This window comes from Fonticella tunisiensis, assembly GCF_004364155.1.
GTDB lineage: Bacteria > Bacillota > Clostridia > Clostridiales > Caloramatoraceae > Fonticella > Fonticella tunisiensis.
In genome coordinates this window covers 1-23551 of the sequence record NZ_SOAZ01000033.1, presented here as the reverse complement: position 1 = coordinate 23551, position 23551 = coordinate 1, and the positions used below count along the sequence as shown (strand labels likewise).

At 39.3% G+C, this 23551-nt stretch carries 27 protein-coding genes and 1 pseudogene; 16 read left to right on the top strand and 12 right to left on the bottom strand.

Annotated features, from left to right (window positions below):
- Together EDD71_RS13695 and EDD71_RS16155 are read right to left on the bottom strand one after the other, a co-directional pair.
- Positions 1 to 207: pseudogene (locus EDD71_RS13695) on the bottom strand (integrase catalytic domain-containing protein); the annotation flags it as partial.
- The gene (locus tag EDD71_RS16155) at positions 188 to 361 is read right to left on the bottom strand and encodes a DUF6431 domain-containing protein (RefSeq protein WP_423244837.1); all 174 of its coding nucleotides are present in this window, start codon (positions 359 to 361) and stop codon (positions 188 to 190) included. The pseudogene EDD71_RS13695 and the gene EDD71_RS16155, both read right to left, overlap by 20 nt.
- Before the next feature lie 602 nt (positions 362 to 963).
- Between EDD71_RS16155 and EDD71_RS13690 the strand changes: the two genes are divergently transcribed.
- The 6 genes from EDD71_RS13690 to EDD71_RS13665 all read left to right on the top strand — a co-directional run bounded on the left by EDD71_RS13690 (position 964) and on the right by EDD71_RS13665 (position 5746).
- Positions 964 to 1344, top strand: a complete 381-nt coding sequence (locus EDD71_RS13690) for a desulfoferrodoxin (RefSeq protein ID WP_133629305.1) — start codon at positions 964 to 966, stop codon at positions 1342 to 1344.
- Positions 1345 to 1382: 38 nt separating this feature from the next.
- The gene (gene rbr, locus EDD71_RS13685; RefSeq protein WP_133629304.1) at positions 1383 to 1967 is read left to right on the top strand and encodes a rubrerythrin; all 585 of its coding nucleotides are present in this window, start codon (positions 1383 to 1385) and stop codon (positions 1965 to 1967) included.
- A gap of 534 nt (positions 1968 to 2501) precedes the next feature.
- Positions 2502 to 2684 (top strand): methyl-accepting chemotaxis protein, encoded by a 183-nt coding sequence (locus EDD71_RS13680; RefSeq protein WP_133629303.1) that lies wholly within the window; start codon positions 2502 to 2504, stop codon positions 2682 to 2684.
- Positions 2685 to 2713: 29 nt separating this feature from the next.
- Positions 2714 to 4009 (top strand): putative bifunctional diguanylate cyclase/phosphodiesterase, encoded by a 1296-nt coding sequence (locus tag EDD71_RS13675; RefSeq protein WP_133629302.1) that lies wholly within the window; start codon positions 2714 to 2716, stop codon positions 4007 to 4009.
- 523 nt (positions 4010 to 4532) lie between these two features.
- Positions 4533 to 4886 (top strand): hypothetical protein, encoded by a 354-nt coding sequence (locus EDD71_RS13670; RefSeq protein WP_133629308.1) that lies wholly within the window; start codon positions 4533 to 4535, stop codon positions 4884 to 4886.
- Positions 4883 to 5746: a diguanylate cyclase domain-containing protein gene (locus tag EDD71_RS13665; RefSeq protein ID WP_133629301.1), complete on the top strand. Its 864-nt coding sequence runs from the start codon at positions 4883 to 4885 to the stop codon at positions 5744 to 5746. Before EDD71_RS13670 ends, EDD71_RS13665 begins: the two co-directional genes overlap by 4 nt.
- A 195-nt stretch (positions 5747 to 5941) precedes the next feature.
- On the opposite strand, the gene EDD71_RS13660 is transcribed toward EDD71_RS13665, so the two are convergent.
- The 9 genes from EDD71_RS13660 to EDD71_RS13625 form a co-directional block, all read right to left on the bottom strand.
- The gene (locus tag EDD71_RS13660; RefSeq protein WP_133629300.1) at positions 5942 to 6898 is read right to left on the bottom strand and encodes a S66 peptidase family protein; all 957 of its coding nucleotides are present in this window, start codon (positions 6896 to 6898) and stop codon (positions 5942 to 5944) included.
- A 38-nt stretch (positions 6899 to 6936) separates the two neighbouring features.
- Complete coding sequence (locus tag EDD71_RS13655; protein ID WP_133629299.1) at positions 6937 to 7734, bottom strand: M55 family metallopeptidase; 798 nt, start codon at positions 7732 to 7734, stop codon at positions 6937 to 6939.
- Between the two features lie 29 nt (positions 7735 to 7763).
- A complete protein-coding gene (gene alr, locus EDD71_RS13650) occupies positions 7764 to 8939 on the bottom strand; it encodes an alanine racemase (protein ID WP_133629298.1) in 1176 nt (391 codons plus the stop codon).
- Positions 8917 to 9066 carry a hypothetical protein gene (locus EDD71_RS15435; protein WP_166636491.1) on the bottom strand — a complete coding sequence of 50 codons (150 nt, stop codon included), beginning with the start codon at positions 9064 to 9066 and terminating at the stop codon, positions 8917 to 8919. The genes alr and EDD71_RS15435 overlap by 23 nt, the downstream gene beginning before the upstream one ends.
- The gene (locus tag EDD71_RS13645; RefSeq protein ID WP_133629297.1) at positions 9056 to 10009 is read right to left on the bottom strand and encodes an oligopeptide/dipeptide ABC transporter ATP-binding protein; all 954 of its coding nucleotides are present in this window, start codon (positions 10007 to 10009) and stop codon (positions 9056 to 9058) included. Before EDD71_RS13645 ends, EDD71_RS15435 begins: the two co-directional genes overlap by 11 nt.
- The gene (locus tag EDD71_RS13640) at positions 9999 to 11084 is read right to left on the bottom strand and encodes an ABC transporter ATP-binding protein (protein ID WP_243116473.1); all 1086 of its coding nucleotides are present in this window, start codon (positions 11082 to 11084) and stop codon (positions 9999 to 10001) included. Before EDD71_RS13640 ends, EDD71_RS13645 begins: the two co-directional genes overlap by 11 nt.
- Positions 11085 to 11095: 11 nt before the next feature.
- Positions 11096 to 12064, bottom strand: a complete 969-nt coding sequence (locus tag EDD71_RS13635; protein WP_133629296.1) for an ABC transporter permease — start codon at positions 12062 to 12064, stop codon at positions 11096 to 11098.
- Positions 12061 to 13005: an ABC transporter permease gene (locus tag EDD71_RS13630; protein WP_133629295.1), complete on the bottom strand. Its 945-nt coding sequence runs from the start codon at positions 13003 to 13005 to the stop codon at positions 12061 to 12063. Before EDD71_RS13630 ends, EDD71_RS13635 begins: the two co-directional genes overlap by 4 nt.
- A gap of 296 nt (positions 13006 to 13301) precedes the next feature.
- Positions 13302 to 15134 carry a peptide ABC transporter substrate-binding protein gene (locus tag EDD71_RS13625; RefSeq protein WP_133629294.1) on the bottom strand — a complete coding sequence of 611 codons (1833 nt, stop codon included), beginning with the start codon at positions 15132 to 15134 and terminating at the stop codon, positions 13302 to 13304.
- Positions 15135 to 15697: 563 nt separating this feature from the next.
- Between EDD71_RS13625 and EDD71_RS13620 the strand changes: the two genes are divergently transcribed.
- Positions 15698 to 16471 (top strand): DUF368 domain-containing protein, encoded by a 774-nt coding sequence (locus EDD71_RS13620; protein ID WP_243116472.1) that lies wholly within the window; start codon positions 15698 to 15700, stop codon positions 16469 to 16471.
- 35 nt (positions 16472 to 16506) lie between these two features.
- Here EDD71_RS13620 and EDD71_RS15430 read toward each other — a convergent pair whose 3' ends face one another.
- Positions 16507 to 16692, bottom strand: a complete 186-nt coding sequence (locus tag EDD71_RS15430) for a hypothetical protein (RefSeq protein WP_166636490.1) — start codon at positions 16690 to 16692, stop codon at positions 16507 to 16509.
- A gap of 180 nt (positions 16693 to 16872) precedes the next feature.
- On the opposite strand from EDD71_RS15430, the gene EDD71_RS13615 reads away from it, so the two are divergent.
- From EDD71_RS13615 to EDD71_RS13575, 9 genes are all read left to right on the top strand, one after another.
- On the top strand, positions 16873 to 17199 hold the full coding sequence (locus EDD71_RS13615; RefSeq protein WP_133629292.1) for a PadR family transcriptional regulator: 327 nt from the start codon (positions 16873 to 16875) through the stop codon (positions 17197 to 17199).
- Positions 17200 to 17214: 15 nt separating this feature from the next.
- A complete protein-coding gene (locus EDD71_RS13610) occupies positions 17215 to 18075 on the top strand; it encodes a permease prefix domain 1-containing protein (RefSeq protein WP_133629291.1) in 861 nt (286 codons plus the stop codon).
- Between the two features lie 177 nt (positions 18076 to 18252).
- Entirely contained in the window at positions 18253 to 19017 is a 765-nt protein-coding gene (locus tag EDD71_RS13605) for a MerR family transcriptional regulator (RefSeq protein ID WP_133629290.1), read from the top strand.
- 197 nt (positions 19018 to 19214) lie between these two features.
- The gene (locus EDD71_RS13600; RefSeq protein WP_166636489.1) at positions 19215 to 19502 is read left to right on the top strand and encodes a DUF2508 family protein; all 288 of its coding nucleotides are present in this window, start codon (positions 19215 to 19217) and stop codon (positions 19500 to 19502) included.
- A 59-nt stretch (positions 19503 to 19561) separates the two neighbouring features.
- Positions 19562 to 19843 carry a pro-sigmaK processing inhibitor BofA family protein gene (locus tag EDD71_RS13595; protein WP_166636488.1) on the top strand — a complete coding sequence of 94 codons (282 nt, stop codon included), beginning with the start codon at positions 19562 to 19564 and terminating at the stop codon, positions 19841 to 19843.
- A gap of 248 nt (positions 19844 to 20091) precedes the next feature.
- The gene (locus tag EDD71_RS13590) at positions 20092 to 20667 is read left to right on the top strand and encodes a 2-oxoacid:acceptor oxidoreductase family protein (protein WP_133629287.1); all 576 of its coding nucleotides are present in this window, start codon (positions 20092 to 20094) and stop codon (positions 20665 to 20667) included.
- Positions 20664 to 20969: a 4Fe-4S binding protein gene (locus tag EDD71_RS13585; protein WP_133629286.1), complete on the top strand. Its 306-nt coding sequence runs from the start codon at positions 20664 to 20666 to the stop codon at positions 20967 to 20969. Before EDD71_RS13590 ends, EDD71_RS13585 begins: the two co-directional genes overlap by 4 nt.
- A gap of 17 nt (positions 20970 to 20986) precedes the next feature.
- Complete coding sequence (gene porA, locus EDD71_RS13580) at positions 20987 to 22165, top strand: pyruvate ferredoxin oxidoreductase (RefSeq protein WP_133629285.1); 1179 nt, start codon at positions 20987 to 20989, stop codon at positions 22163 to 22165.
- Between the two features lie 13 nt (positions 22166 to 22178).
- Positions 22179 to 23159 carry a thiamine pyrophosphate-dependent enzyme gene (locus EDD71_RS13575; RefSeq protein ID WP_423244835.1) on the top strand — a complete coding sequence of 327 codons (981 nt, stop codon included), beginning with the start codon at positions 22179 to 22181 and terminating at the stop codon, positions 23157 to 23159.
- Positions 23160 to 23551 lie beyond the last annotated feature (392 nt).

Sequence of the window (23551 nt, the reverse complement as noted above, 5' to 3'; positions counted from 1 at the left end):
ATTATCCATAAAGAGCTTTTTGGGAATTCCTCGACGCTGTACGGCGGTTTTAAATACTGACAGGACTGCATTAAGGTTTTGTTCGAAGAAGGCGGCACAAGCCATCACAGCCCTTGAAGAGTCATCAACTATGGCAATGATATATGTTTTGTGTTTTCGCCCATCTATGGTAAGGTATGGGCCCATACTAATATCCGTTTGCCAGCAGACTCAAGGTATAGATAAAATATGGGATAAGAAACGATGGTAGGAGCGAGTAAGTTTTGCCACAGCAAGGACATAAAAAACGCTGAATACTAATGATAAAATGTTGATTAAGGGTAACTACGTTCCTATCATAGTGACAATGGCGGTGAATCATGCCTTCATATCCGCATGAAGGGCATCCATACGTATGCTCAAAATTTTTTTCTCTTAATAACAAGTCTTTGATTATATTTTCGGAAAACTTGGCAATACTTATCATTGTAGGATTTGTTTTTAGGGGAAAGAATGGTTTTGAAACCACTTTCCCCTTCTCCTTTTTTTGTATTTTTTATAAGTATTGACAGTTTTCTAAATTTGCATTCCTAAAGGTCAGATTATTTAATTTTACGCAAGTATTAAAGTTGATTTTATTATGCCGTTTTTAGGTAAAATTAATATGGTTTATTTTGACGTTTAACACAAGAATGAAAATAAAGTTGTATTGAGAATTACTATGGTTAGTACAATGGATATTTTTAAATTAAGATGAAAGCCGATACTAAGCTGTTTCAGGGAGAATAACAGAATAGAGGTTATTTAAATGTGTTTTAAAAGCCACAAGGCTGAGGGAAATCTGAAAGAAAAGGCTTTTCAAATGAGGATGCTTCTATGAAGGGTAATCTACAAACATAAATATTTTTAGAGAAAAATATTTAATTTTAGCATAGAAATGGTAAAATTAGTGTAATAAATGATTTTGAAAAGGAGAGGATAGTTATGAAAGAACCAGCACGATTTTATCGCTGCGAAGTATGCGGCAACTTCGTAGAACTTATAAAAAATGGGGGTGGGCAGCTTGTATGCTGCGGCAAGCCGATGAAGGAATTGAAAGCCAATACGACCGAGGCATCAGTGGAAAAACATATACCCGTTGCTGCAAGGAAGGATGGAAAGATTTATGTGGAAGTAGGATCTGTACCCCATCCGATGACAGAGGGACACTACATTGAGTGGATTGCTGTGGTAACGGACGATGGCACAGAAAGAGTTTTACTTACACCATCCGATGAGCCAAAAGCCGTATTCTGTGACAAGGAGAATGCAGATGTTTATGCTTACTGCAACCTCCATGGGTTGTGGAAGGCAGAAGTGAAATAAGGATTGGCACTTAAATTTATATGGGAGGAGATAGAATAATGAAACCGTTAAAAGGTACGAAAACAGCTGAAAACCTGATGAAAGCCTTTGCAGGAGAGTCACAGGCAAGAAACAGGTATACATATTATGCATCTGTAGCCAAAAAAGAAGGTTATGTACAGATTGCCAACCTGTTTACTGAAACAGCAGAAAATGAAAAGGAACACGCCAAAAGATTTTTTAAGTTTTTGAATGAAAGTTTAAATGGAGATATAGTTGAAATCAACGCAAGCTATCCTGTGGCTTTAGGTGATACAAAAGCTAATCTGCTTGCAGCAGCCAACGGCGAAAATGAAGAATGGACAAACCTTTATCCAGAATTTGCGAAGGTTGCCGATGAAGAAGGCTATCCAGAGGTAGCGGCAGTGTTCAGAAAAATTGCTGAAGTGGAAAAGCACCATGAAGCAAGATATAGGAAACTGCTTCAAAATATAGAGCAAGGTACAGCTTTCAAGAAAGACGCCGTTGTTCGCTGGAAGTGCAATAACTGCGGATATATCCATGAAGGCGACAGTGCTCCTGAAATGTGTCCAGCCTGTGCACATCCTCAAGGATACTTTGAGGTGTTTGTGGAAACTTATTAATTTGAACAAATAAAAAAAGCTATAGATGATTCTATAAAAATCAACTATAGCTTTTTTTGTTTTGAGTTTGATTTACAAAAAACATTTATTCAACTTATGATTTCTTTTTTAATTGAAAATATAATGGTAATAATTCAATAATTTATAATATTAATACATTTCTTGATATTAAATGCTAACAAATAGAATAGTTTTCCTATTTTTGGTTTGACATTATAAATAAAAAAGTTTACTATTTTATTAGCACTCATTAATATAGAGTGCTAATAAAATAGTATAAAAAAGGCTAATAGAATGTTTTTAAAATTTTTAAAAACAAAATTATTTCTCAAGAGTGTAAAATATCTACTTTATTTATTACGGTTACAGTAATTACTATTTTACTATTTGGAGTTATTACTTTTATAGCATTGAAAAACATGCTTTTTATAACCAGGACATGAAAGATCTTTACAATGAATAAATACTTCCGAATCCAAGCCTCTGCTTTGGGCGACCTGGCACTAAATGTCAAAAAAATATTGATATCCTGAGATAGGCAGTGTTACTGAATTGATAGCAGGTATTTCAGAGCAGATCAACCTTCCTGCGTTGAATACTGCCATAGAAGCTGCTCATGCAGGTGAAATGGTCGAGGGGTTTGCAGTGGTTGCGGAAGAAAACTTGAGCAATATCGTTTCGAACTTGAAAGATGTAGCCATAAGATTTAATGTATAGGTGCAGCTTAGAAAGGAAAGGTAAATATCATGGAACTTGTAAATACAGATGTTGTAAAAAAGCAGGATTGCATTGACTATCTACCAGAAACGCCAGGCAGAGCATATTTATATAAATATATAGCTGAAGAAAACGTCTCGGCGATTTTATTTATAGATGTGGATAATTTTAAGTATATCAATGATTGTTACGGGTATAAATTTGGGGATTGCCTGTTAAAGTATATAAGCATCTGGTTGGAGGATGAAGTTGGAAGTTTCGGGAAAGTATTCGTGTTTGGCGGAGATAAGTTTGTTGCAGTAATAAACCGCTGTACAGAGAGTGAAATTATAAGTATGGCTAGGCAGATTATTAAGAAACTTGAAACAATGGCATTTTACGTTGAAGGACAAGAAGTGTTATTAACTATAAGTATCGGCGCATATATTCCAGAAAAAAGGAATGAACCAGCGGAGAATATGATAAGGAAGGCAGATATTGCCTTATTTAAGGCAAAAAGAAATGGAAAAAGCCAATTGGCTTTTTACGATAAGCCTATGGATGACGAGATTAAGAGGAAACTTCTTTTGACTTCTGAAATGAGAAAGAGTATGAATGAGAAGGAGTTTTCTGTCCATTATCAGCCAATTTTTAATATAAGCATGGGGAAAGTAACGGAGGCAGAAGCACTTTTGAGATGGGAAAGCAGGACTCTCGGCAGTGTTTCTCCTGCTGAATTTGTACCTGTAGCCGAAGAAAATGGTCTGATAAGCGGAATCAGTTATTTCGTGATGGAGAGTGTTTTCAAGCAATTAAAGCTATGGGAAAAAGAAGGGATAGAAATAAAGGTTGCAATAAATATATCACCTGTTCAATTGTTAAACAGAGGTTTTATCTCAAGTTTCAAGGAATTAGTGAGAAAATTTGATATTGATTATAGGAAAATCAAGTTTGAAATTACCGAAACACAGATATTGACGGATGAAGGAGGGATTGTTAAATTTCTTGGCAGGATGCTGAAAACAGGCTTGGATATTTCTCTTGATGACTTTGGGGTGGGCTTTTCATCAATAAAAAATATGATCCTATTTCCAATTTCGGAAATAAAAATCGATAAAAGCTTTACAGATAAGCTATTGCATGATGAAAAGGCTGAAGCTATTGTAGAATCAGTTATCCATGCAGCAAAAAAATTGGGGTATAAAGTAACAGCGGAAGGGGTTGAAACCAAAAGACAATTTGAAAAGCTAAAGTATATGGGTTGTGATAAAATCCAGGGTTATTACATCAGCAAGCCGATGCCGCCAGAGGGTATTATAGCTTTTATACGGTCTTTAGAGCTCTAATATGTTATAAAATGTGTTATTATTTTGTCGAAAATATAATGCAATGTATTTATTCAGAGTGGTTAAGTTGGTTAGAGAAAAATTAGGGGAGGTAATTAATAATTTAGCCAAATTCAAAAACTTATACGTTGTAAGTGTGGTGGACCCAATAAAAAAGTCAGCTTTACCACAATACAAGGCGAGACTTATGCTCTGAAGGAGGAACGCTGTTACAGTTTTTTGGGAATGGAATATGTCCTCCGAACAATGTATTGTAATGAAGGCATACATTGAAAATGACTGTTTTTTCAAAATAGAAAGTAGGAAAGGGAAAATATTCCTTGTAACAGCATGTCTGAATAAATGAATTAAGAGAAAAGATAAATGGAAAAATCATAAAAATATTTTCTATGGTTCTGGAATGGTTCTTATAAATAGTATTGATGGGAAATGTATTGTATTTATATATCTTTTTTGTATTGAAAATAGTAAAATTATTAATAAAATGATAAAATATTCATTAAATGAAACGAAAGAAGGTGAGATGGTGTCGAAAGGTATAGAAAGTTCCAAAAAAGCTGAAATAACCATGCGCATATCGGAATTTGAAATTCCTCCAATGCAGGATGTTCTTCTTGTTGGCAGAAGGGCACCAATCGGACCAGAAGCGGCAAGACGCATGGTTGATATACTATCTCCAGATCAATATGAAATAATAAAGATAGATCATCCTGCTATAGAGGCTATAGTAATAAGGAAGGCTCTTTTCAATATACTTCCACAGGAAAAGTTAATTGATTTATTATTGGAGGAGGGGGGCAAGGTTGCTAACGAGTCAACAATAGTTAAAGCCCAGGTTAATATTGTGATTCAAGTTAGCAAATCAATAGACTTATGATGAGGAAAGTTTCCGAAATAATGATTAAAGATTATATTACAGTTGATGCCCTTTGTGGAATGAGATATGTGCAGGACATTGCACAAAAAACAAACAAGGACTGTTTCCCTGTAACTGATAATGGTAAAATCATTGGCGTTTTAACAAGGGGGGATTTGATAAAATCCCATCCTAACAGGATTGTGCTGGATGCCATGTCTGGAAGTTTTCAATACATTGGAGCTGATGAATCTGTCTGGAAAGCAAAAGAGTTATTAGAAGATGAAGAAGCAGATATACTCCTTGTAACACAGGGGGATAAAACGATTGGGACTATCACAAAAAATGTAATTGATATTGAAATCGGCAAACATATTGATCTGCTGACTGGTTTGTACAAAAGCGAATACATTATATACAATTCCCTTAAATTTTTGGGACAAGGCAGTGAAATATCAATAATATTCTTTGATGTTAACAATTTTGGGTATATAGATAAAGAGTTCGGGCATACAGTGGGAGATAAGATTTTAAAGGAAACTGCTCAAATCCTCAGGGATAATGCACCAGAAGGGACATACCTTTGCAGGTATGGTGGTGACGAATTTGTTCTTTTGACTAAAGAATGTGCGGAAAATTGTAAAGCATTAGCACAAAGTATATTGAACAAGGTGAAACAACATGAATTTTATGGGAATATAAATATTAACATTTCAGCAGGAATTGCAGGGGGAAGAAGGAGTAAACCAAGGAATGGGAATATGTATAAAATAGTTACAAACCTGATAAACCTTGCAAGCCTTGCCTCTACCAAGGCTAAAAAGGAAAAAAACAATTTAGTACTTGGTTATAGTGGGATTATTGACGAAATTGCCATATAAAGAATGTTGAAATATAGAAGCTCTGTTTACAGGGCTTTTGTTATGCTATTATCTGTTCGTCTGATATTTTATTTCACCTTTCACCAAGAAATTAGCCAACTATTGGTCTACCTGTTGATTTACCTCATAGCAAGGAATCAAAGAAAATATGCCAAGGAGTTTAGTAGGCATGGAAGGTGCCGGCCATTTAAAAATTCAATTCTCCGGTGGCTGGCACCTTTTCTTAATTACCGCACTCTCCTTTAGCGTTAAAGTGCAGGCTGTTGCATCAAGTTCCGCCTCCACTCCAAGGGGAACTGTTATTTTAGGCTTGCAGTGTCCCGCCATGAAGTTATAAATTGCCGGTTTCCTGGACGGGATGATGTCCTCGAATATTTCCATTAGTGTAAGGCTTGGATTTGAAGTCCTTGGAACACAATTCTTAAAGTCGCCTATTATTAGGCCCCTGCAGTCATCGAATTTTCCCGCAAGCCTTAGTTGGGTCAGCATCCTGTCAATGCGATAGGGCTCCTCATCGATTTCCTCAATTAGGAGAAGCTTTCCCCTGGTATCTATTTCGTATTTTGTTCCAATTGTTGAGGCTATTAGGGACAGATTGCCGCCGGTTATGGGCCCACAGGCCCTTCCTGGGAAGAGGCATTTTATGGCTATTCCCTCTGGATTGTCCAGCTTTCCAAGGGGCTCCTTTAGTGTAATGGCCTTCATTAAGCTTTCCCTTGTGAAATCATCAAAATCGCCTATCATATCCGATGAGGCCATAGGACCATGAAAGGTTACAAGTTTGCATTTTTGATTAAGTGCTATGTGAATGGCTGTGATATCGCTGTAGCCAATAAAAACCTTTGGGTTCTCTTTAATAACATCATAGTCAAGCTTGTCAACTATTCTCGGGGTACCGTAACCTCCCCTTAAACAAAGGATTCCGTCGACATTTTTATCTGCAAACATAGCGTTTATGTCCCTTGCCCTAACCTCATCTCTGCCTGCCAAATAGCCGTAACTTTCATAACAGCTCTCTCCAACCTTGACCTTAAAGCCCATCTCCTTAAGCTTTTTTACGGACAAATCCACGTTTTCAGGATCTCTTGTGGGGCTTGAGGGGGCCACAAGGCCGATGGTGTCCCCAAACTTCAATGCCTTTGGCTTTTTCATCGCACAGCCCTCCCTTTCAAGTTTTAATAAAGGCAGGATTACAAAACAAAAAATAAAAACCTTAAAACATCCATATAATCTGATGACTCATATTCCACCGTTTTCGCACCTGTCTGTTTTGCTCCGGGATAGAAGCCTCCCCTGTAGGCAAGAAAATGCTTTTTAAAGGAGATCTCCACGTGGAATTTTTCAGGAAGTTTTATAAGATACTTTGAATGGTCATCCTTCAATGCCTCAAGAACCTTTTCCTTAATTTTTTTAACCGCCAGATCAGGATGAATTGATATTGAGGCATTTCCAATACCTTCACTTACCGGCAGGGTCTTTATATTTTCATTTAGCTTTAATACACTTTCACAAAGCATTTTGTCGCCACTTAGGAACAGTACAGGAACCTTAAACATGGCTGCAGTATATGCATTAATAAGAAATTCGCTTGCATACTCACCATTTATTTTTACATATTCATTAGAGCCATTCATAGTATGGGCAAGCGGATTTCCGTTAGAGCCGGCGGGGGAGTGGTAGCCTATGAACAAAACACCATCATAGCTGCCATCAAGACCACCCATCATTATGCAGGGATCCCTTGTCCAGCCCCTCAGTATTTTAACTTCCTCAGGAAGCATTGATGGATCTATATTTCTTGCGGGGCCGTGGGCGTCCTTTACAAGTATTTCTTCAAATCCAGCCTCCACAGCAGCTTCGCAGGCAGCTGCAACCTCCCTTGTCATCTGATTTCGAAAATGAACGTTTCCCTCTTTCCCATGTTCCGTCTCATCCCAGTCCACGACACCTGTAATTCCCTCCATGTCTGCGCTGATATATAATTTCATAGTTAATCCCTCCATAAAATAAAATTTTTTCAATCCAATATATAATCCACAACATCTATAATTTTGCCATCCTTTATATACACCCTTGGAACTCTTCTGCTGATGGCGCTTAGGACTTCGTTTCTGTTGGTTCCAGCCCATAGCGACACTTCCATGTTCGATATGGTAATCTCCGGCCCTTCGCCCATTAATACAACTTCGTCTCCGGGCCTTGCTTCAGGGATGTCCGTGAGGTCAATCATACACTGGTCCATGCAAATAAGGCCCATGACCCTTGCCCTTTTTCCCCTGATGCCTACCTCAGCCTTTCCCGAAAGACATCTCATATAACCGTCGGCATACCCCACAGGAAGGGTACCGACAACACATTTATCTTTAACAACGAAGGATTCATCGTATCCAACTCCTTCGCCTGCTCCTATTTCCTGAACCCTGGAAAGCCTGGTTTTGAAGGTTAGGGTGTTTTTCAAGCCTAACTTGCCCTTATCAACATCCTTAGGATAACACCCATATATAAATGCCCCGGGCCTTACCATATCAAGGTGGTATTTGGGGTATCGAACCATTGCGATGCTGTCGCAAACATGTTTTATAGGAATTTTTATTCCATTCTCCTCGAGTTTACTTACTAAATCCCAAAAAAGCTCAAACTGCCTTTCATCGCTTTGAGGATTCCTGAGGGCAAGATGGGTGAAAATGCCTTCCACTTCAATGTTTTTAAGGTTATAAATTTTAGATATTATATCGGCAGTATCCTTCCCGGGCTTTATTCCGAGCCTGTTAAAGCCCGTGTCCACCTTTATATGAAGTTTTGCGGTCTTATTAAAGCCATTGGCCAGGGAGGAGACTTTTTCCGCCTGCTCAAGACTGAATATCGTAAGAGTTATATCCTTTTCCACCGATATTTCCAAATGCTCATCAGGCGTATAGCCCATGACTAAAATTGGGATTTTGGAGAAATGCCTTCTCAGCTCAAGGGCCTCTGAGGTGCAGGCAACGCATAACATGTCTATGTGGTTTTCAATTAGAACCCTTGCTGTATGAACTGCACCATGCCCATAGGCATTAGCCTTCAGAACTGCGGCTATTTTCGTATTCGGTGAGACAATCTCCCTGGCTGCTTTAAGGTTGTGGACAATGTTATCAAGGTTTATTTCCGCCCATGTGTTTCTCATTATTCTTTTATTTTCCCTTACTTCTCTCAACTATAAAACTCCCTTCGGTCAAATGGAGATAATTTAATTCGTTGTGATACTCTGAAAAGTCCATTGGAATATCTACAGGCAGGCGCTGCGATAAAAATATATGAAATTCATATTCTTCAAATTCCATGTCCTGGAACTTTTTTGCGATATTCTTCAAGCTCCTTTTCGTTGGCAAGAACAAAGTGCTCAGGCTCTATTTCAACCCAGAAGGGGGGATTTTTAGAATAGTCGTGGCAAGCAGGGTCATATATTTCTATTTTTCTATTCCTCTCAAGCCTTGGATTTGGAATGGGAATAGCGGAGAGCAGGGCCCTTGTATAGGGATGCAGAGGGTTTTCAAAGAGCCTTTCAGTCTCTGCAAGCTCAACGATTTTGCCCTTATGGATTACTGCAGTTCGATCTGTTATAAAGCGGACTACAGCAAGGTCATGGGCGATAAAAAGATAGGTCAGTCCCTTTTTCTTTTGTAGATCCGATAGTAAATTCAGAACCTGGGCGCGAATGGAGACATCAAGTGCCGAGATGGGCTCGTCTGCAATTATAAGTTCAGGCTCCATAACAAGCACCCTTGCAATTCCGATTCTCTGACGCTGACCTCCGGAAAATTCATGTGGGAAGCGACTGGCAAATTCAGGCAGCAGGCCAACATCCCTAAGGGCCTGTTCAACCTTTGCCCTTCTCTCCTCTTCGTTTTTATAGTTTTTGAGGTTGTATAAACCCTCGGATACTATATAGTCAACCTTGGCTCTTTCATTCAAGGAGGCCATGGGATCTTGAAATATCATTTGAATTTTTCGTGTAATTTCTCTGTCAAGCTGTTTTGGAATATTTCCGCTTATTATTTCACCCTTGAACAAAATTTGCCCGTCTGCTGCTTTGTTAATACGCACTATAGCCCTTCCTATGCTGGTTTTTCCAGAGCCCGATTCACCAACCAGTCCGAAAGTTTCACCTCTGTATATATTAAAGCTTACGTCATCAACTGCAGTAAATTTCTTCTTTTTACCCTCGCCAAATTCCACACGCAAATTTTTAACTTCCAATAAAACTTCCCTGGATTTACTTACCACAGCATTCACTCCCCCATTGTTCACGAAGTTTTTTTATAGCCTCAGGCGGCTCAACCTTTGGGGCTCTGGGGTCAAGGAGCCATGTTTTGGCCCTGTGGGTAGGGCTCACTGAAAAATAAGGAGGCCTAAGTTCAAAATCAATTTTAAGAGCCCTTGGATTTCGCGGGGCAAAGGCGTCCCCCCTGATTTCATTAAACAGATTTGGAGGGGTACCCTTAATGGAGTACAGGGGCTCCCCCTTAATCCCTAGCTGTGGGAGGGAGGATAGGAGGGCCCAGGTATATGGATGCTGGGGATTGTAGAATACCTCTTCAGAGGTTCCAATTTCAACTATATCCCCGGCATACATTACTCCAATCCTGTCTGCGACCTTTGCCACAACTCCTAGATCGTGGGTTATGTATATTATGGTCAATTTGTATTTTTTCTGCAAATTTTTTAAAAGTTGTATGATTTGAGCCTGTATAGTTACGTCAAGGGCAGTGGTGGGCTCATCGCATATTAGAATGCGTGGACTGCATGCGATGGAAATGGCAATAACAACCCTTTGCCTCATTCCGCCTGAAAATTCGTGAGGATACTGATTATACCGGACCATTGGGTTTGAAATGCCAACATCCCTTAATATCTCAAGGACAGTATTTTTGGCTTCCTGCCCCCGGAGGCCCTGATGAAGCTCCACGGCCTCCAGGATTTGCTTTCCTATTGTTTTCAAGGGATTAAGTGCCGTCATGGGATCCTGAAACACCATGGCAATCTCCTTGCCTCGAATCCTGAGCCACTCCTTTTCGGTCTTGAATTTACCAAGATCATACCCCTTGTAGTTTATGGTGCCTGAGTCAACCCATCCGTTTTTATCCAGAAGGCCCATAAAGGACTTTACAAAAACAGACTTTCCTGAACCGGATTCTCCAACTATTGCAAGGCTCTCCCCTTCATAAAGGTCCAGGGAGGCCTCCCTTATGGCGGTTAATGTATGTCCTCGCAGGTTAAATTTAATGACAACGTCCTTTGCAGACAAAATGGGGTGCTGATTTATATATTTTTCTTCCATTTCTCTTGATATACTATGCATTTTCTAACCTCCTAGACGTGGTTTTTGGGGTCTGCTGCATCGGAGAAGACATTTCCCATTACGTAGAAGGAAATAGTTATTACAGAAAGCACTGCCGCAGGGAAAATTAGCTGATAGCGCAGGGAAGGAACCATCATGATGACCCTTCCTTCATTGATGAGGTTGCCGAGGGAGGGGGTATCAAGGGGAAGTCCAAGTCCAATATAGGTTAGAAAGACCTCTGAACCGATTGCCTCGGGAATTGCAAGGGCCATTTTAAGCATGATTATAGATACAAGGTATGGAAGCAGGTTCCTTATAATAATTCGTCCGGTAGGCGTTCCAAGGCAGCGGGAGGCAAGGTTGTACTCCCTGTCACGAATTATTATGATTTGATTTCTTATTAAACGGGCCATTTTAAGCCATCCCGTAGCACACATGGCAAAAATAAGTGTAGAGAGGCTGGGACGGAGAATATATGTTAAAAGCACAAGAACGATAGTGGTAGGTATATTATCAAATACGTTATAAATTTCAGTAATAATCCTGTCAAGTTTCCTTACGTAGCCCCAGAGGGCACCCACAAATATGCCAATAAAGGCCTCAACTACCCCAACCATGACTCCAATAAACAGTGATGTTCTTGTACCGCTCCATATACGGGACCATAGGTCCTGACCTATGGAATTTGTGCCAAACCAGAATTCTCCATCAGGAGGATGGTTTCTAAGCTGTATTCCTGTTTTCTCATCGGTATAAATCTTTATAGGGGATTTCTGATTAGGCAGATAGGGTTGTACTATAGTAAAGGTCACGAGTAACAGCATTAATATGAGAAGGAATGCCGCAATCCTGTTTTTTAAGAAAGCCTGCCAGGTGGACTGCCAGTAGGAGTAGTTTGAGTATCCTGTTTTCTCGGCGGCACTATCATCATATTCAGCAAAGCTAAAAAGTGACTCGTCAATGTTATTTAGCATTTTATCAAGCTTAGTTTTAATCATCTTGCACCTCCATGATTCTCCAGCTTTATTCGCGGATCAAATATTGCCATCAGTATATCACCAATGAAGAGGCCGGCGATACTCAAGGAGGAATAGATAAGCACCAGGGCCTGTACCAGGGGATTATCCTGTCTTTGGATGGCATCAACTAATAAACCACCCATGCCGGGTATTGAGTACAGGGATTCAATATAAATGGAGCCGGCGATGACAAGCAGGATGGACATAGGAAGGTACTGGGCCATAGGGACAAAGGCATTACGAAAAACGTGCCGAACCATAATAGTTTTGTTGGAAAGACCCTTAGCCCTTGCGAGAAGTATGTAATCCTTGTTTAGCTCGTCAACCATATAACGGCGCATCCACATGGCGTAGCTGGCTGTGCTGCCAAGGGACATCGACACAAGGGGGAGAATCCAGCTTACGGGATTGTTCTCCTTAAATAAAATAGGGAGTTTTAATATGTTTGTAACGTATAATTGCAAAAACAGATAATAGACTGCGGCAGGCACCGCGTTGATGAATACAACGTAGCCGGTACCAATTCTATCCCAAAATTTCCCCTTACTTCTAGCCATTAATATTCCAAGGGAAATACCCGCTAGAAGTGAAAGGGTTATGGCTCCCAGGCCAAAATATAGTGAGTAGGGAATTTTAGCCTTTAAAATTTCAGCCACGGGAACTCTTGGCCTGTAGACAATTGAAACGCCAAGGTTTCCCCTTATAAGATCCCTATAGAACCTTCCAAGCTGAACATATATGGGATCTCTAAGTCCAAGATTTTTTAGAATTGTTTCCCTCTGAATGGGATCAAGCTTCTCGTAGCCCTGGCCAAAATATCCTTCTTCAGGCATTAAACGCATTAAAAGAAACACTATGGTTATTACTATAAATAGTGTAATGACAGATTGCCCAAGCCTTTTTAATGAATACTTAAGCATACCACCCTCCCCTTCTAATTTAACCTGTTGTGCTAGTTCAAGGGCTTAGCGGAGATAAAAAATATATGAAATTCACATTTTCAAATCCCGAGCCTTAGAACTTCTTTGATAAGCGTGCTGGTGAATGAAATATATTTTTTATCGCAGCGCCTTTCTGTAAATTTATCTAGCACAACGAGTTAATTTATTTAATTACGCATGCAGAAAACTAAATTTAGAGGGCTGCGGCAGGCGGCAGCCCTACTATTATAATTTTTCCATAAGTTAGCAATCGGGAACTTTCTGCACAGCGTTACTTACTTCTTTTCAGCCGCCTTCAATGCCTCAGAACGCTTCTTTTCCCATTCAGCAAAGCCTTTTTTATACTCTTCGGTGTTCAATGGCTTATTTAAAATTATCTGCCCCTTGAATTTATATCCCGATACACCAAAGGGAGAGTAGGGTGCAGTAAACGGATCAAGGTAAGATGCTATAAAGCCGCCGCCGCCAATGGCGTAGGGTATAACGAAGGCTTCATTTATTAAGAAGGCCTCTGCATTAGCAAATAGGGTATAGCGCTTTTTAAGGTCGAGAAGTTCTGACTTGGCGGCATTTACCATGTTTTCGTATTTATTTTTGCCGTTGCTTTCAGCATAACCGGTGGCAAGATGAGGCCAGTTGTAGTTGCTGTCAGGCGTGAAAGGATCGGTGTATGTTTCAGGGTCAGCGTAGTCAGGCCCCCAGTTACACTCCATCATTGCATAGTTGCCTGCACGCCTTGTAGCGTTTAGGAATCCTGTAGCTGGATAGGGAAGAGGGATTATATTAATGTAATCTGTTCCTAAAAGCTTTTCCATTTGCTGTTCAACTACCTGGGCACGATTAGTCCAGTCGCTGGAACCTGTATTATAGGGCATTGGTATTTGGACAGGGAATTTAACCTTACCACTTAGCTCCTCAAGGGCCTTTGCCTTATATTCAAGGGCCTTTTCAGGAGAGAAGGTATCGTTTCCAGAAATTTTAGCCAATTCACCCAGCTTTACATAGTCCGTACCCTCAAAGTCAACGAAGTTTTTAGGGGTTATTGTATTTGAGAGTCTTCTTTCGGGCTCATAGGGCTCCGAGGTCATCATTGCAGCCTTTCTGTCAAGGGCATGGAACAGAGATTTGCGGAAACTTAGATTGTTAACTGCAGCTTTCCAGTTATCGGGCTCATATTGTGCATCGAACTTTGGATTGAAGTTAAAGGCGTAGAAGAAGGTGTAGAAGGAGGTTGATGCTGGACGGACCTTGTCCTTTTTGTTTGGATCCTTCATCCATTCATCGATAGAAGCCGTTGGGATTAAGGCATCTGTAATTTCTCCACGAAGGAACAGCTCAGGTGACAATGTACTGGCCTCTTTGTTAAAGGTATAGGTTAATTTTTTTATGTGTACATTGTCCTTATCCCAATACTTGGGATTAGCCTCGAAAATCCTGGTATTTTGTGGCTCAAAGGTTGTTAATATATAGGCTCCGCTATACAGAAGGTTTGTATTATCTGTACCGAACTTATCTCCGACTTCAGCTAAGAATTTTCCATTGACTGGGAAGAAACACACATAGGTAAGCATTGAGAGGAAGTAGGGAGTTGGTTTTTCCAGGGTGTATTCAAGGACATATTTATCCTTGGCCTTTATTCCTACCTGTGTGAAATCAGTAATTTCACCTTTATAGAATTTTTCGGCATTCTTTAAAACGCTATAGGCAATGTTTGCGGTGCTGGAATTGTTTTTGCTGTCGAGAACATATTTCATAGCGTCTACAAAATCCTGGGCCTCCACTTCGGCATATTCCTTACCTTCATAGGTCACCCATTTGACACCCTTTCGAAGGTTAAAGGTCCAAACCAGCCCGTCACTTGATACACTCCAGTCGGTTGCCAGGGAAGGCTTTACAACGCCGTAATTGTCATGCTCAACCAGGCCGTCTACAAGATTGGCAGCAGCGGCAAACTCGTTTTCACTTGATGTAATTAAATAGTTAAGGGTCGTTACTTCTCCGGAATAAAGAGTTGAATACTCTTGAACCTTGTTAATGTTTTTATCCCCACCACTGCAGGAAGTTAAAAACGTTGCAAGGATGATTAAAATTGATAGTAACTTTTTCACACTGTTCCCCCCTTTTATATGCTTGGTTTAGATGTATAACTCTAAATTGGTTGCTAAAAGCAACAATTTAGGATTATCAGATATTGATTTGAAGGGGTTTAAATCGTAAAAAGTGCAGAAATCCCCCTATTTTTTTATATTAAGTTTTTGCTTAATATAGTACATTTTTCATAAAATCAACCTGTTAAATTTTCCTTAATCACGTAAACCTATCCGGTTAGCTTTTGCCAGAGAATTATTACGATTAGGGACGGAGAATACTACTTTACATCGAACTATTCTTTATCTTTACAAGCAGTATGTTGTATTTTAAAATTTTAATGAGATACAAAATGACAGGCATGAATTCATATTCCTAAAGAAGATGGGAGTACTAATGATGAAGTGATGAAAATAGTTGAAACCCCAGGATACTTCATATTTACAGCTTTGATTTATCCTGTGCTTCAGTTTACATATTATATGTGCTAGAGCAATCTACAATAGGCAGATTTGTGCCTGGGCAAAATAATATATTTGGAAAAGGTGATAGGATGAAATACCTTAGGAATATTTTGAAGGGTTTGGCAGTAGGGGTAGCTACAATGATTCCGGGTGTCAGCGGGGGTACAATGGCAGTGATACTTGGGATTTACGATGATTTGATACATTCCATAGGAAGTTTTTTTGAGGATTGGAAAAAGCACACCAGCCTATTGTTTCAGGTTGGCTTAGGTGGTCTTGCTGGAATATTGCTATTTAGCAAGCTGTTAGAAACAGCTTTAAACAACTTTCCCTTTGCCATGAGGTTTTTATTTATAGGAGTTATATGCGGTGGACTGCCAGTTCTCTTTAGGAAATCAGCAGAAGGCAAAAGGGGAAAATGGGATTTTTTATACTTGCTGGCCGGCTTTATAATTGTACTGGCAATGTCAGCAGAACCAGCTACTGCAGCCCTTGTAACTTCCACTGGCTTTTTGAGCATAATCCTTCTTTTAATTGCAGGTGTAATAATTGCAGTGGCACTAATTTTACCAGGTATAAGCGCTTCCTTTATGCTCCTGGCCTTGGGGCTATACGATTTTACCTTGAAGGCTATTAATGATAGAAATATAGCCTTTCTAATACCAATAGGGCTTGGAGTTCTCATAGGAACCTTAGCTACAACAAGAACTATAGAGAGGGTGCTGCGAAGGTATCCTGGTAAAACCTATATGTTGATTACAGGCTTTGTAACAGGTTCCTTGATTCCTGTATTCCCGGGAATTCCACAGGGATTTAGCATTCTATCTTCCATATTTGCATTTGCATCAGGGTTTGCATTAATTCGATGGATTAGTAAAAAAGACATTGATTAATAACAGCATTAAGATTAAGTGGCTGATATTGAAAATTATTTAAGGCTACAGGCGAACACATTTCGCCTGTAGCCTTTTATTTTATGGTCTTCCTCTTGTATCCTGCAAAAAACGTAGCCATCAACCGGGGCTGTATGGGTTACCCTAAAGCCCCTTTGTTCAATATCCTTGGCGTGGGTTTCGAAAAGATACCTGTCAACTTCCTTTTGCAATTTCAGCACAGCTTACTGTGCACTTCTTGTTTGTTACCGATTGCAACTTCGTTATTTTTACTGTCATATAATTATATCTATAAAAGTATATTGACAGACATAGTAATTTGATGTATATTATACTTGTGCTTAGGAAATAAATGATTAATCATAATAAAACTATGAGAATTTTATAAGGAGGTAAATTGATTGGGTGGAAAAATTTCATCGGACTTGCTTAGAGGACATACCGACACCATAGTGCTTAGAATATTGATGGATGGTGACAGTTATGGGTATGAGATATACAAGAAGATAATTGAGAAAAGCGAGGGATTATATGAGCTAAAGGAAGCTACACTTTATTCGAGTTTTAGAAGGCTCGAGCAGGAGGGAAGCATAACCTCCTACTGGGGAGATGAAACCCAGGGTGGAAGGAGAAAATATTATAAAATAACTCCATTAGGCGAAAGGGTATATAATCTCAATAAGCAGGATTGGGAGTTTACAAAAAAAATAATAGATAAATTATTATAGAAGGGGAAGATTGAAGTGAAGGATAGAATTAAAAAATATGTGGACAATTTATTTTCAGAGATATATGAAACAAAGCAACTTCGAGAGCTTAAGGAGGAGATAAGTGCCAACCTACTGGAAAGGATAAATGATCTGATTGCAAGCGGCAATAGCGAAGAAGAGGCGTTTAAAAAGGCTGTTTCAAGTTTGGGGGATATGGATGAATTGGTTGAAAATTTAAAGAAGGCATCCCAGGAAAAGCTCCAGCAGAACATGTTTGAAGCTGAAGCCCTTGATAAAAAACATTTAATAGCATATATAACCGCATCTGCAATTTTATTATTTGGAATTATGACTACAGGAATTGTTTATCTGAGAAATAAGGATTTAATGGCCACAACAGGAACATTAATGCCATTTTTAATAGTATCGGTATTGATATTTATGTACTTTGGACTAACCCAGGAAACAAAACACAGCTATGGCATGAGGCCAGGAAGGGCATTATTATATTGTTTAGCTACCGCTATACTCCTTTTTGGAATATTTTCAACAGGTTTTGTATATTTTTCAGGAAGGAAACTCTTTGAAGTTGTAGCTTCCTTTATGCCCTTCGTTATACCTTCAGCAGTAATTTTCATATACCTTGGATTGACAGAGAAGAACAGAACAAAGATGAACGATGTATGGCAAAAACAATGGCTTGAATACTACAGCGATCCTAAAGCAATGATGATAAGAGGAAATATATCCGGAGCGTTATGGATATTCTCCTTTGCGGCCTTCTTCCTAATTGGCTTCACTGTTGGATGGAGGTATTCATGGATAGTATTCATAGTTGCCACTGGAATAGAGGTATTGATTGAAGGTTTCTTCATGGCAAGGAAAAAAGGATAATCGATATAATAATGGAATTAATAAAAGCAAATAAACGGAAAGTCACCGATAAAGGCTTTCCGTTTATTGTATGCAAAGGGAGTTATGCACACAATTTCATAGGAAAAAAGTTGTTAAAATCCTGTTGACATTGACGCTGCGTAAAGGTGTAACCTGTTATTGTGGGGAGGTGAGGGAATGGAATATACGGTGCAGAGGCTTGCAAGGCTTGCGGGGGTCAGCACGAGGACCCTCAGGTATTATGATGAAATAGGGCTTCTCAAGCCGGCAAGAGTCAATTCATCGGGATACCGTATTTATAGTGAAGCGGAGGTTGACAGGCTGCAGCAAATACTCTTTTACAGGGAATTGGGTGTAAGCCTTGATAGAATAAAGGAGATTGTAACCTCGCCATCCTTTGATGAAGTCAGGGCACTTAGAGAGCATCGTGAAAAACTCCTTGAGAAAAGAAGACAGCTGGACTTGTTAATAGCTAACGTGGATAAAACTATAGCCTTAAAGGAAGGGAGAATTGAAATGAGCGATAAGGAAAGGTTTGAAGGTTTTAAGAAAAGGATGATTGAAGACAACGAGAGAAGGTATGGTAAGGAAATCAGAGAAAAGTATGGAAAGGAAACAGTTGAAAAATCAAATGCAAAGCTTATGAACATGACTCAGGAGGAATATGACAGGGCAACAAGCCTCGCAGAGGAAATAAGGGTAACCCTGACTGAAGCCTTTAAAACCGGGGACCCGGCAGGTGAACTTGCACAAAGAGCGGCAGATTTGCACAGACAGTGGCTGAGCTTTTATTGGGACAGCTACACCAGGGAAGCCCACGCGGGCCTTGCCCAAATGTATGCTGATGATGAAAGGTTTACAGCCTACTACGATAAGGACCAGCCAGGTACAGCAGCCTTTTTTAGAGACGCAATTTTGATTTATACTGGAATGAAAAAATAATATTTTTGAATCGTTTATGCTCTTTTTCGGCATGAAAACACCCCTTAAAGTAAACTTCAGATGTTTTTATCCGTGTTTATTTTAAGGGGTTCATTTTAGCATCGGTATTGCCAATTGGAAATTAATATGGAAACATTGAATAAAAAACCCTCCATATGGAAATAATATCAATGAAAAACTTGGAGGGGTTGATTGTTATGGATAAGGATAAACAGGTTTCAACTGCATGGCTTTTAGGAAGTATACTTAAAAACATGCGGAATTTAAAGGCGTCAGAGACAGGCGAGGAGAGGGAGCTAATAGTAAATGAAATAAGGAATGCAGTCGATGAGCTTGAGAGTATAAGGATGTATTTTAATTCCGTAAACGATCCTGAACTTTTAGATTATGCTATATATAGAGAAAAGGCAGCTATTTTGAGGCTATCATACCTTTTAAAAAAAGCAAAATATGATAATGAAATATTAAAATCTACAAATATGTAATCTAATTTTTAAAATCCCTGCATAAATATTTAATGATAAATTTTTATGGGGGATTATATATGTCTGAAATTCTTTCTAATACTCAAGTTTACATATTTTTATTCATCATTATCGTTTTATCAATTATATCGATTGCCCTTAAAAAGGGTTCCCTTATTATAAAAATTCCAATTAAGTTTTTAATTGGAGGTCTCTTTATATACATAATTAATTTTTTTGCAGAAAAGGTTTCTAATTTTACTATACCCCTTAACCCCATTACCGCGTTTGCTGTGGGGGTGTTGGAACTTCCAGGCTTAATTCTTATACTAATGATAAAATACCTAATATATCCCTTATAGCCTGTTAATCAGGCTTAATTTTTTTGATTTTAATGAATATAAATACACTTTAACTTCCAAAGGTTGACACCCATATTACCCTCTGTTACAATTTATTTTAGTAGGCTGTTATAATGATATAATCAGTATAATGATAATCTTTATCAGCTGTTACAGCCTTTTATGGATAATCTGTATCACAATATAATGATACTATAAAACGGCTGTTATACAATAGTATATTTAAAGGGTGAAGGGAGGAAAACCTAATGGCAAAGCTTGTTGAAATCCGCTGGCATGGCCGAGGGGGCCAGGGTGCAAAGACTGCATCGCTTCTTCTTGCAGAAGTTGCTTTTAACACTGGAAAGTACATTCAAGGCTTTCCTGAATACGGCCCGGAAAGAATGGGCGCTCCAATAACTGCTTATAACAGAATTAGTGATGAGAAATTAACAATCCATAGTAACATCTATGAACCAGATTATGTAGTTGTTGTCGATGAAACTCTCTTAAAAACAGTTCCCGTTACATCAGGTCTCAAAAAGGATGGAGCAATAATAATAAACACTTCAAAGGATCCAGAAACAGTAAAGAAAGAGCTTAATTTCGAAGGAAGAGTATATACAATAGACGCAAGGAAGATTTCTGAGGAAACTATTGGTGCATATTATCCAAATACACCGATGCTTGTAGCAGTTGTTAAGGTAAGCGGTATAATACCTGAAGACGTATTTTTAAATGATATTGAAGCTTCATTTAAGCATAAGTTTGCAAATAAGCCTCATGTTGTTCCAAAGAATATGGAAGCAGTAGTAAGATCTCTCCAGGAGGTGAAGGGGCTATGATAAAGGAAAGAAAGGTTAATATTACTCCAGATATGACGTGGAGAGAATTAACACCCGGTGGGGTAATACAAGATGCAGGCAATGCTGAGGACTTTAAAACAGGTGATTGGAGATCGATGAGACCGGTTTGGAATACAGAAAAATGTAAGCACTGCCTTCTCTGCTGGGTTGTTTGTCCTGACAACTCAATTAAGGTAGAAGATGGCAAGATGACTGGAATAGATTATGATCACTGCAAAGGGTGCGGTGTGTGTACGGCACAGTGCAAGTTTGGTGCACTTGACTATGTACCGGAAGAATAATGGAGGGAGGAGAAAAAATGGCAAAGAGAGTTAGCTTAAGCGGTAACGAAGCGGTTGCTCAAGCCATGAGGCAGATAAATCCTGACGTAGTTGCAGCTTTTCCTATAACACCATCAACTGAAATTCCACAGTATTTTTCGCAATTTGTTGCAAATGGACAGGTTACAACGGAGTTTGTTCCAGTTGAATCTGAGCACAGTGCAATGAGCGCATGTATAGGTGCAGCGGCTGCAGGGGGAAGGGTTATGACTGCAACATCAGCAAATGGACTTGCCCTTATGTGGGAAATGCTCTACATTGCTGCATCAAGCAGGCTCCCAATAACTCTTGCAGCAGTTAACAGAGCCCTTTCAGGTCCTATAAATATACATAACGATCACTCAGATACAATGGGTGCCAGGGATTCCGGATGGATTCAATTATACGGAGAAAACGCCCAGGAAGCATATGATAACTTCATAATGGCAGTAAAAATAGGAGAACATCCAGACGTTCAGCTTCCGGTTATGGACTGCTTCGATGGGTTTATCACAAGCCATGCTGTTGAAAACCTTGAAATGCTTGAAGATGAAGAGGTTAAGGCCTTTGTTGGAGAAAATAGAGTTGCTCCATATGCACTTATTGGACAAGAGCCAGTATCAATGGGTCCCCTAGATCTTCCACCATACTACTTTGAACACAAGAGACAGCAGGCAGAGGCAATGAAGAATGCCAAAAGGGTAATTCTTGAAGTTGCTGCTGAATTTGAAAAGCTTACAGGAAGAAAATACGGTTTATTTGAAGAATATAGGATGGAAGATGCAGAAGCAGCAATAGTTATCCTTAACTCATCTGCGGGTACTGCGAAGGCTGTTGTAGACTCTTTAAGGGCAGAGGGCAAGAAGGTTGGCCTTATAAAGATAAGGGTATTTAGGCCATTCCCTGCAGAGGAACTTGCAGAGGCACTTTCAAAGGTAAAGGCCGTTGCTGTTATGGACAAGGCCGATTCATTCTCAGCAGCAGGTGGTCCTGTATTTACTGAAGTGAGAAGTGCTATGTACGGAAGGGCAGATGGAAAGATTGTAGTAAGCTACATCTATGGATTAGGTGGTAGAGACGTTACAACAAATCAGATTGAAAAGGTTTATAATGACCTCTTTAGTGCAATTGAAACTGGTAAGTATGAAGTATACAACTATGTTGGTGTAAGAGAATAGGAGGTGCGGTATTATGCCTAACTTGAAGGAATTATCAAAGAAGCCAGCCAGGCTGACTGGTGGACATAGAATGTGTGCAGGCTGCGGTGCTCCAATGGTTGTAAACTGGGTTACAAAGGCATTAAAGGAAGGAGACAAGGCTGTTATTGCAAATGCCACGGGTTGTCTTGAGGTTTCAAGTTTCCTTTATCCATATACTGCATGGAAGGATTCATGGATACACTCCGCCTTTGAAAATGCAGCTGCGACAATAAGCGGTGCTGAAGCGGCATACAATGCAATGAAGAGAAAGGGAAGAATAGATGAAACATATAAGTTCATAGCATTTGGTGGGGACGGTGGTACATACGACATCGGTCTTCAGTCACTTTCAGGTGCTATGGAAAGAGGACATGACATGGTTTATGTATGCTACGACAACGGGGCATATATGAATACAGGTATTCAAAGATCATCAGCAACACCATTTGGCGCTGACACTACAACTTCACCTGCAGGAAAGGTTGTACCTGGAAAGCAGCAGTTCAGGAAGGACTTGACTCAAATAATGGCTGCACATAACCTTCCATATGTTGCTCAGACCGTTGCTCCAGTTCCAGGAACAAAGTATATGTTTGACCTTTACAACAAGTCTGAAAAGGCAATATATACAAAGGGTGCAAACTTCTTAAACGTACTCACTCCATGCCCAAGGGGATGGAGAATAGAAGCTGCTACAGAGCTTGATGTTATAAAGGCAGCCGTTGAAACTTGCTGGTGGCCCTTATATGAGGTTGAAAACGGAAAGTATAAACTGACCTATAAGCCGGCGGAAAAGAAGCCAATAACTGAATGGTTAAAGCTTCAGGGAAGATTCAAACACCTCTTAAAGCCTGGAAACGAGCATTTAGTAGAAAAGATACAGGCAGAAGTCGACAGAAGATGGGAAAGACTTCTTGAACTCTGTGGAGAAAAGGAAATAGCAAAGGCAGAGGTTGCAGCTTCAAATAAATAGTGCAGTTAAAACACCAATGGGGTACCCCCATTGGTGTTTCTTATATTCAAGCTGAATTAATATCAACACATCCCCGAGTATCTCTATATATAATAGTTAGATTTAAAGAGAATTTTGAAGAAAAAAGTGCATATTTCTAAATAATGATAAACTATAAATATAGCTGATATTTTACTACATGATATTATGTAAAAATCGCTTCGGTGATGTAGCAATAACAAAGGATAAAGGATAGTTGACATAATAGAAATGACATGATAATATAATCTAGCGACATCGGTCCTAAGGGACATATAAAGTTTGGCCTTTGAAAATTGAACAGTGGAAAGCGAATGTAACTTGAGTAATTCTAACGCTAGGATTTTAATTTGAGAGTTTGATCCTGGCTCAGG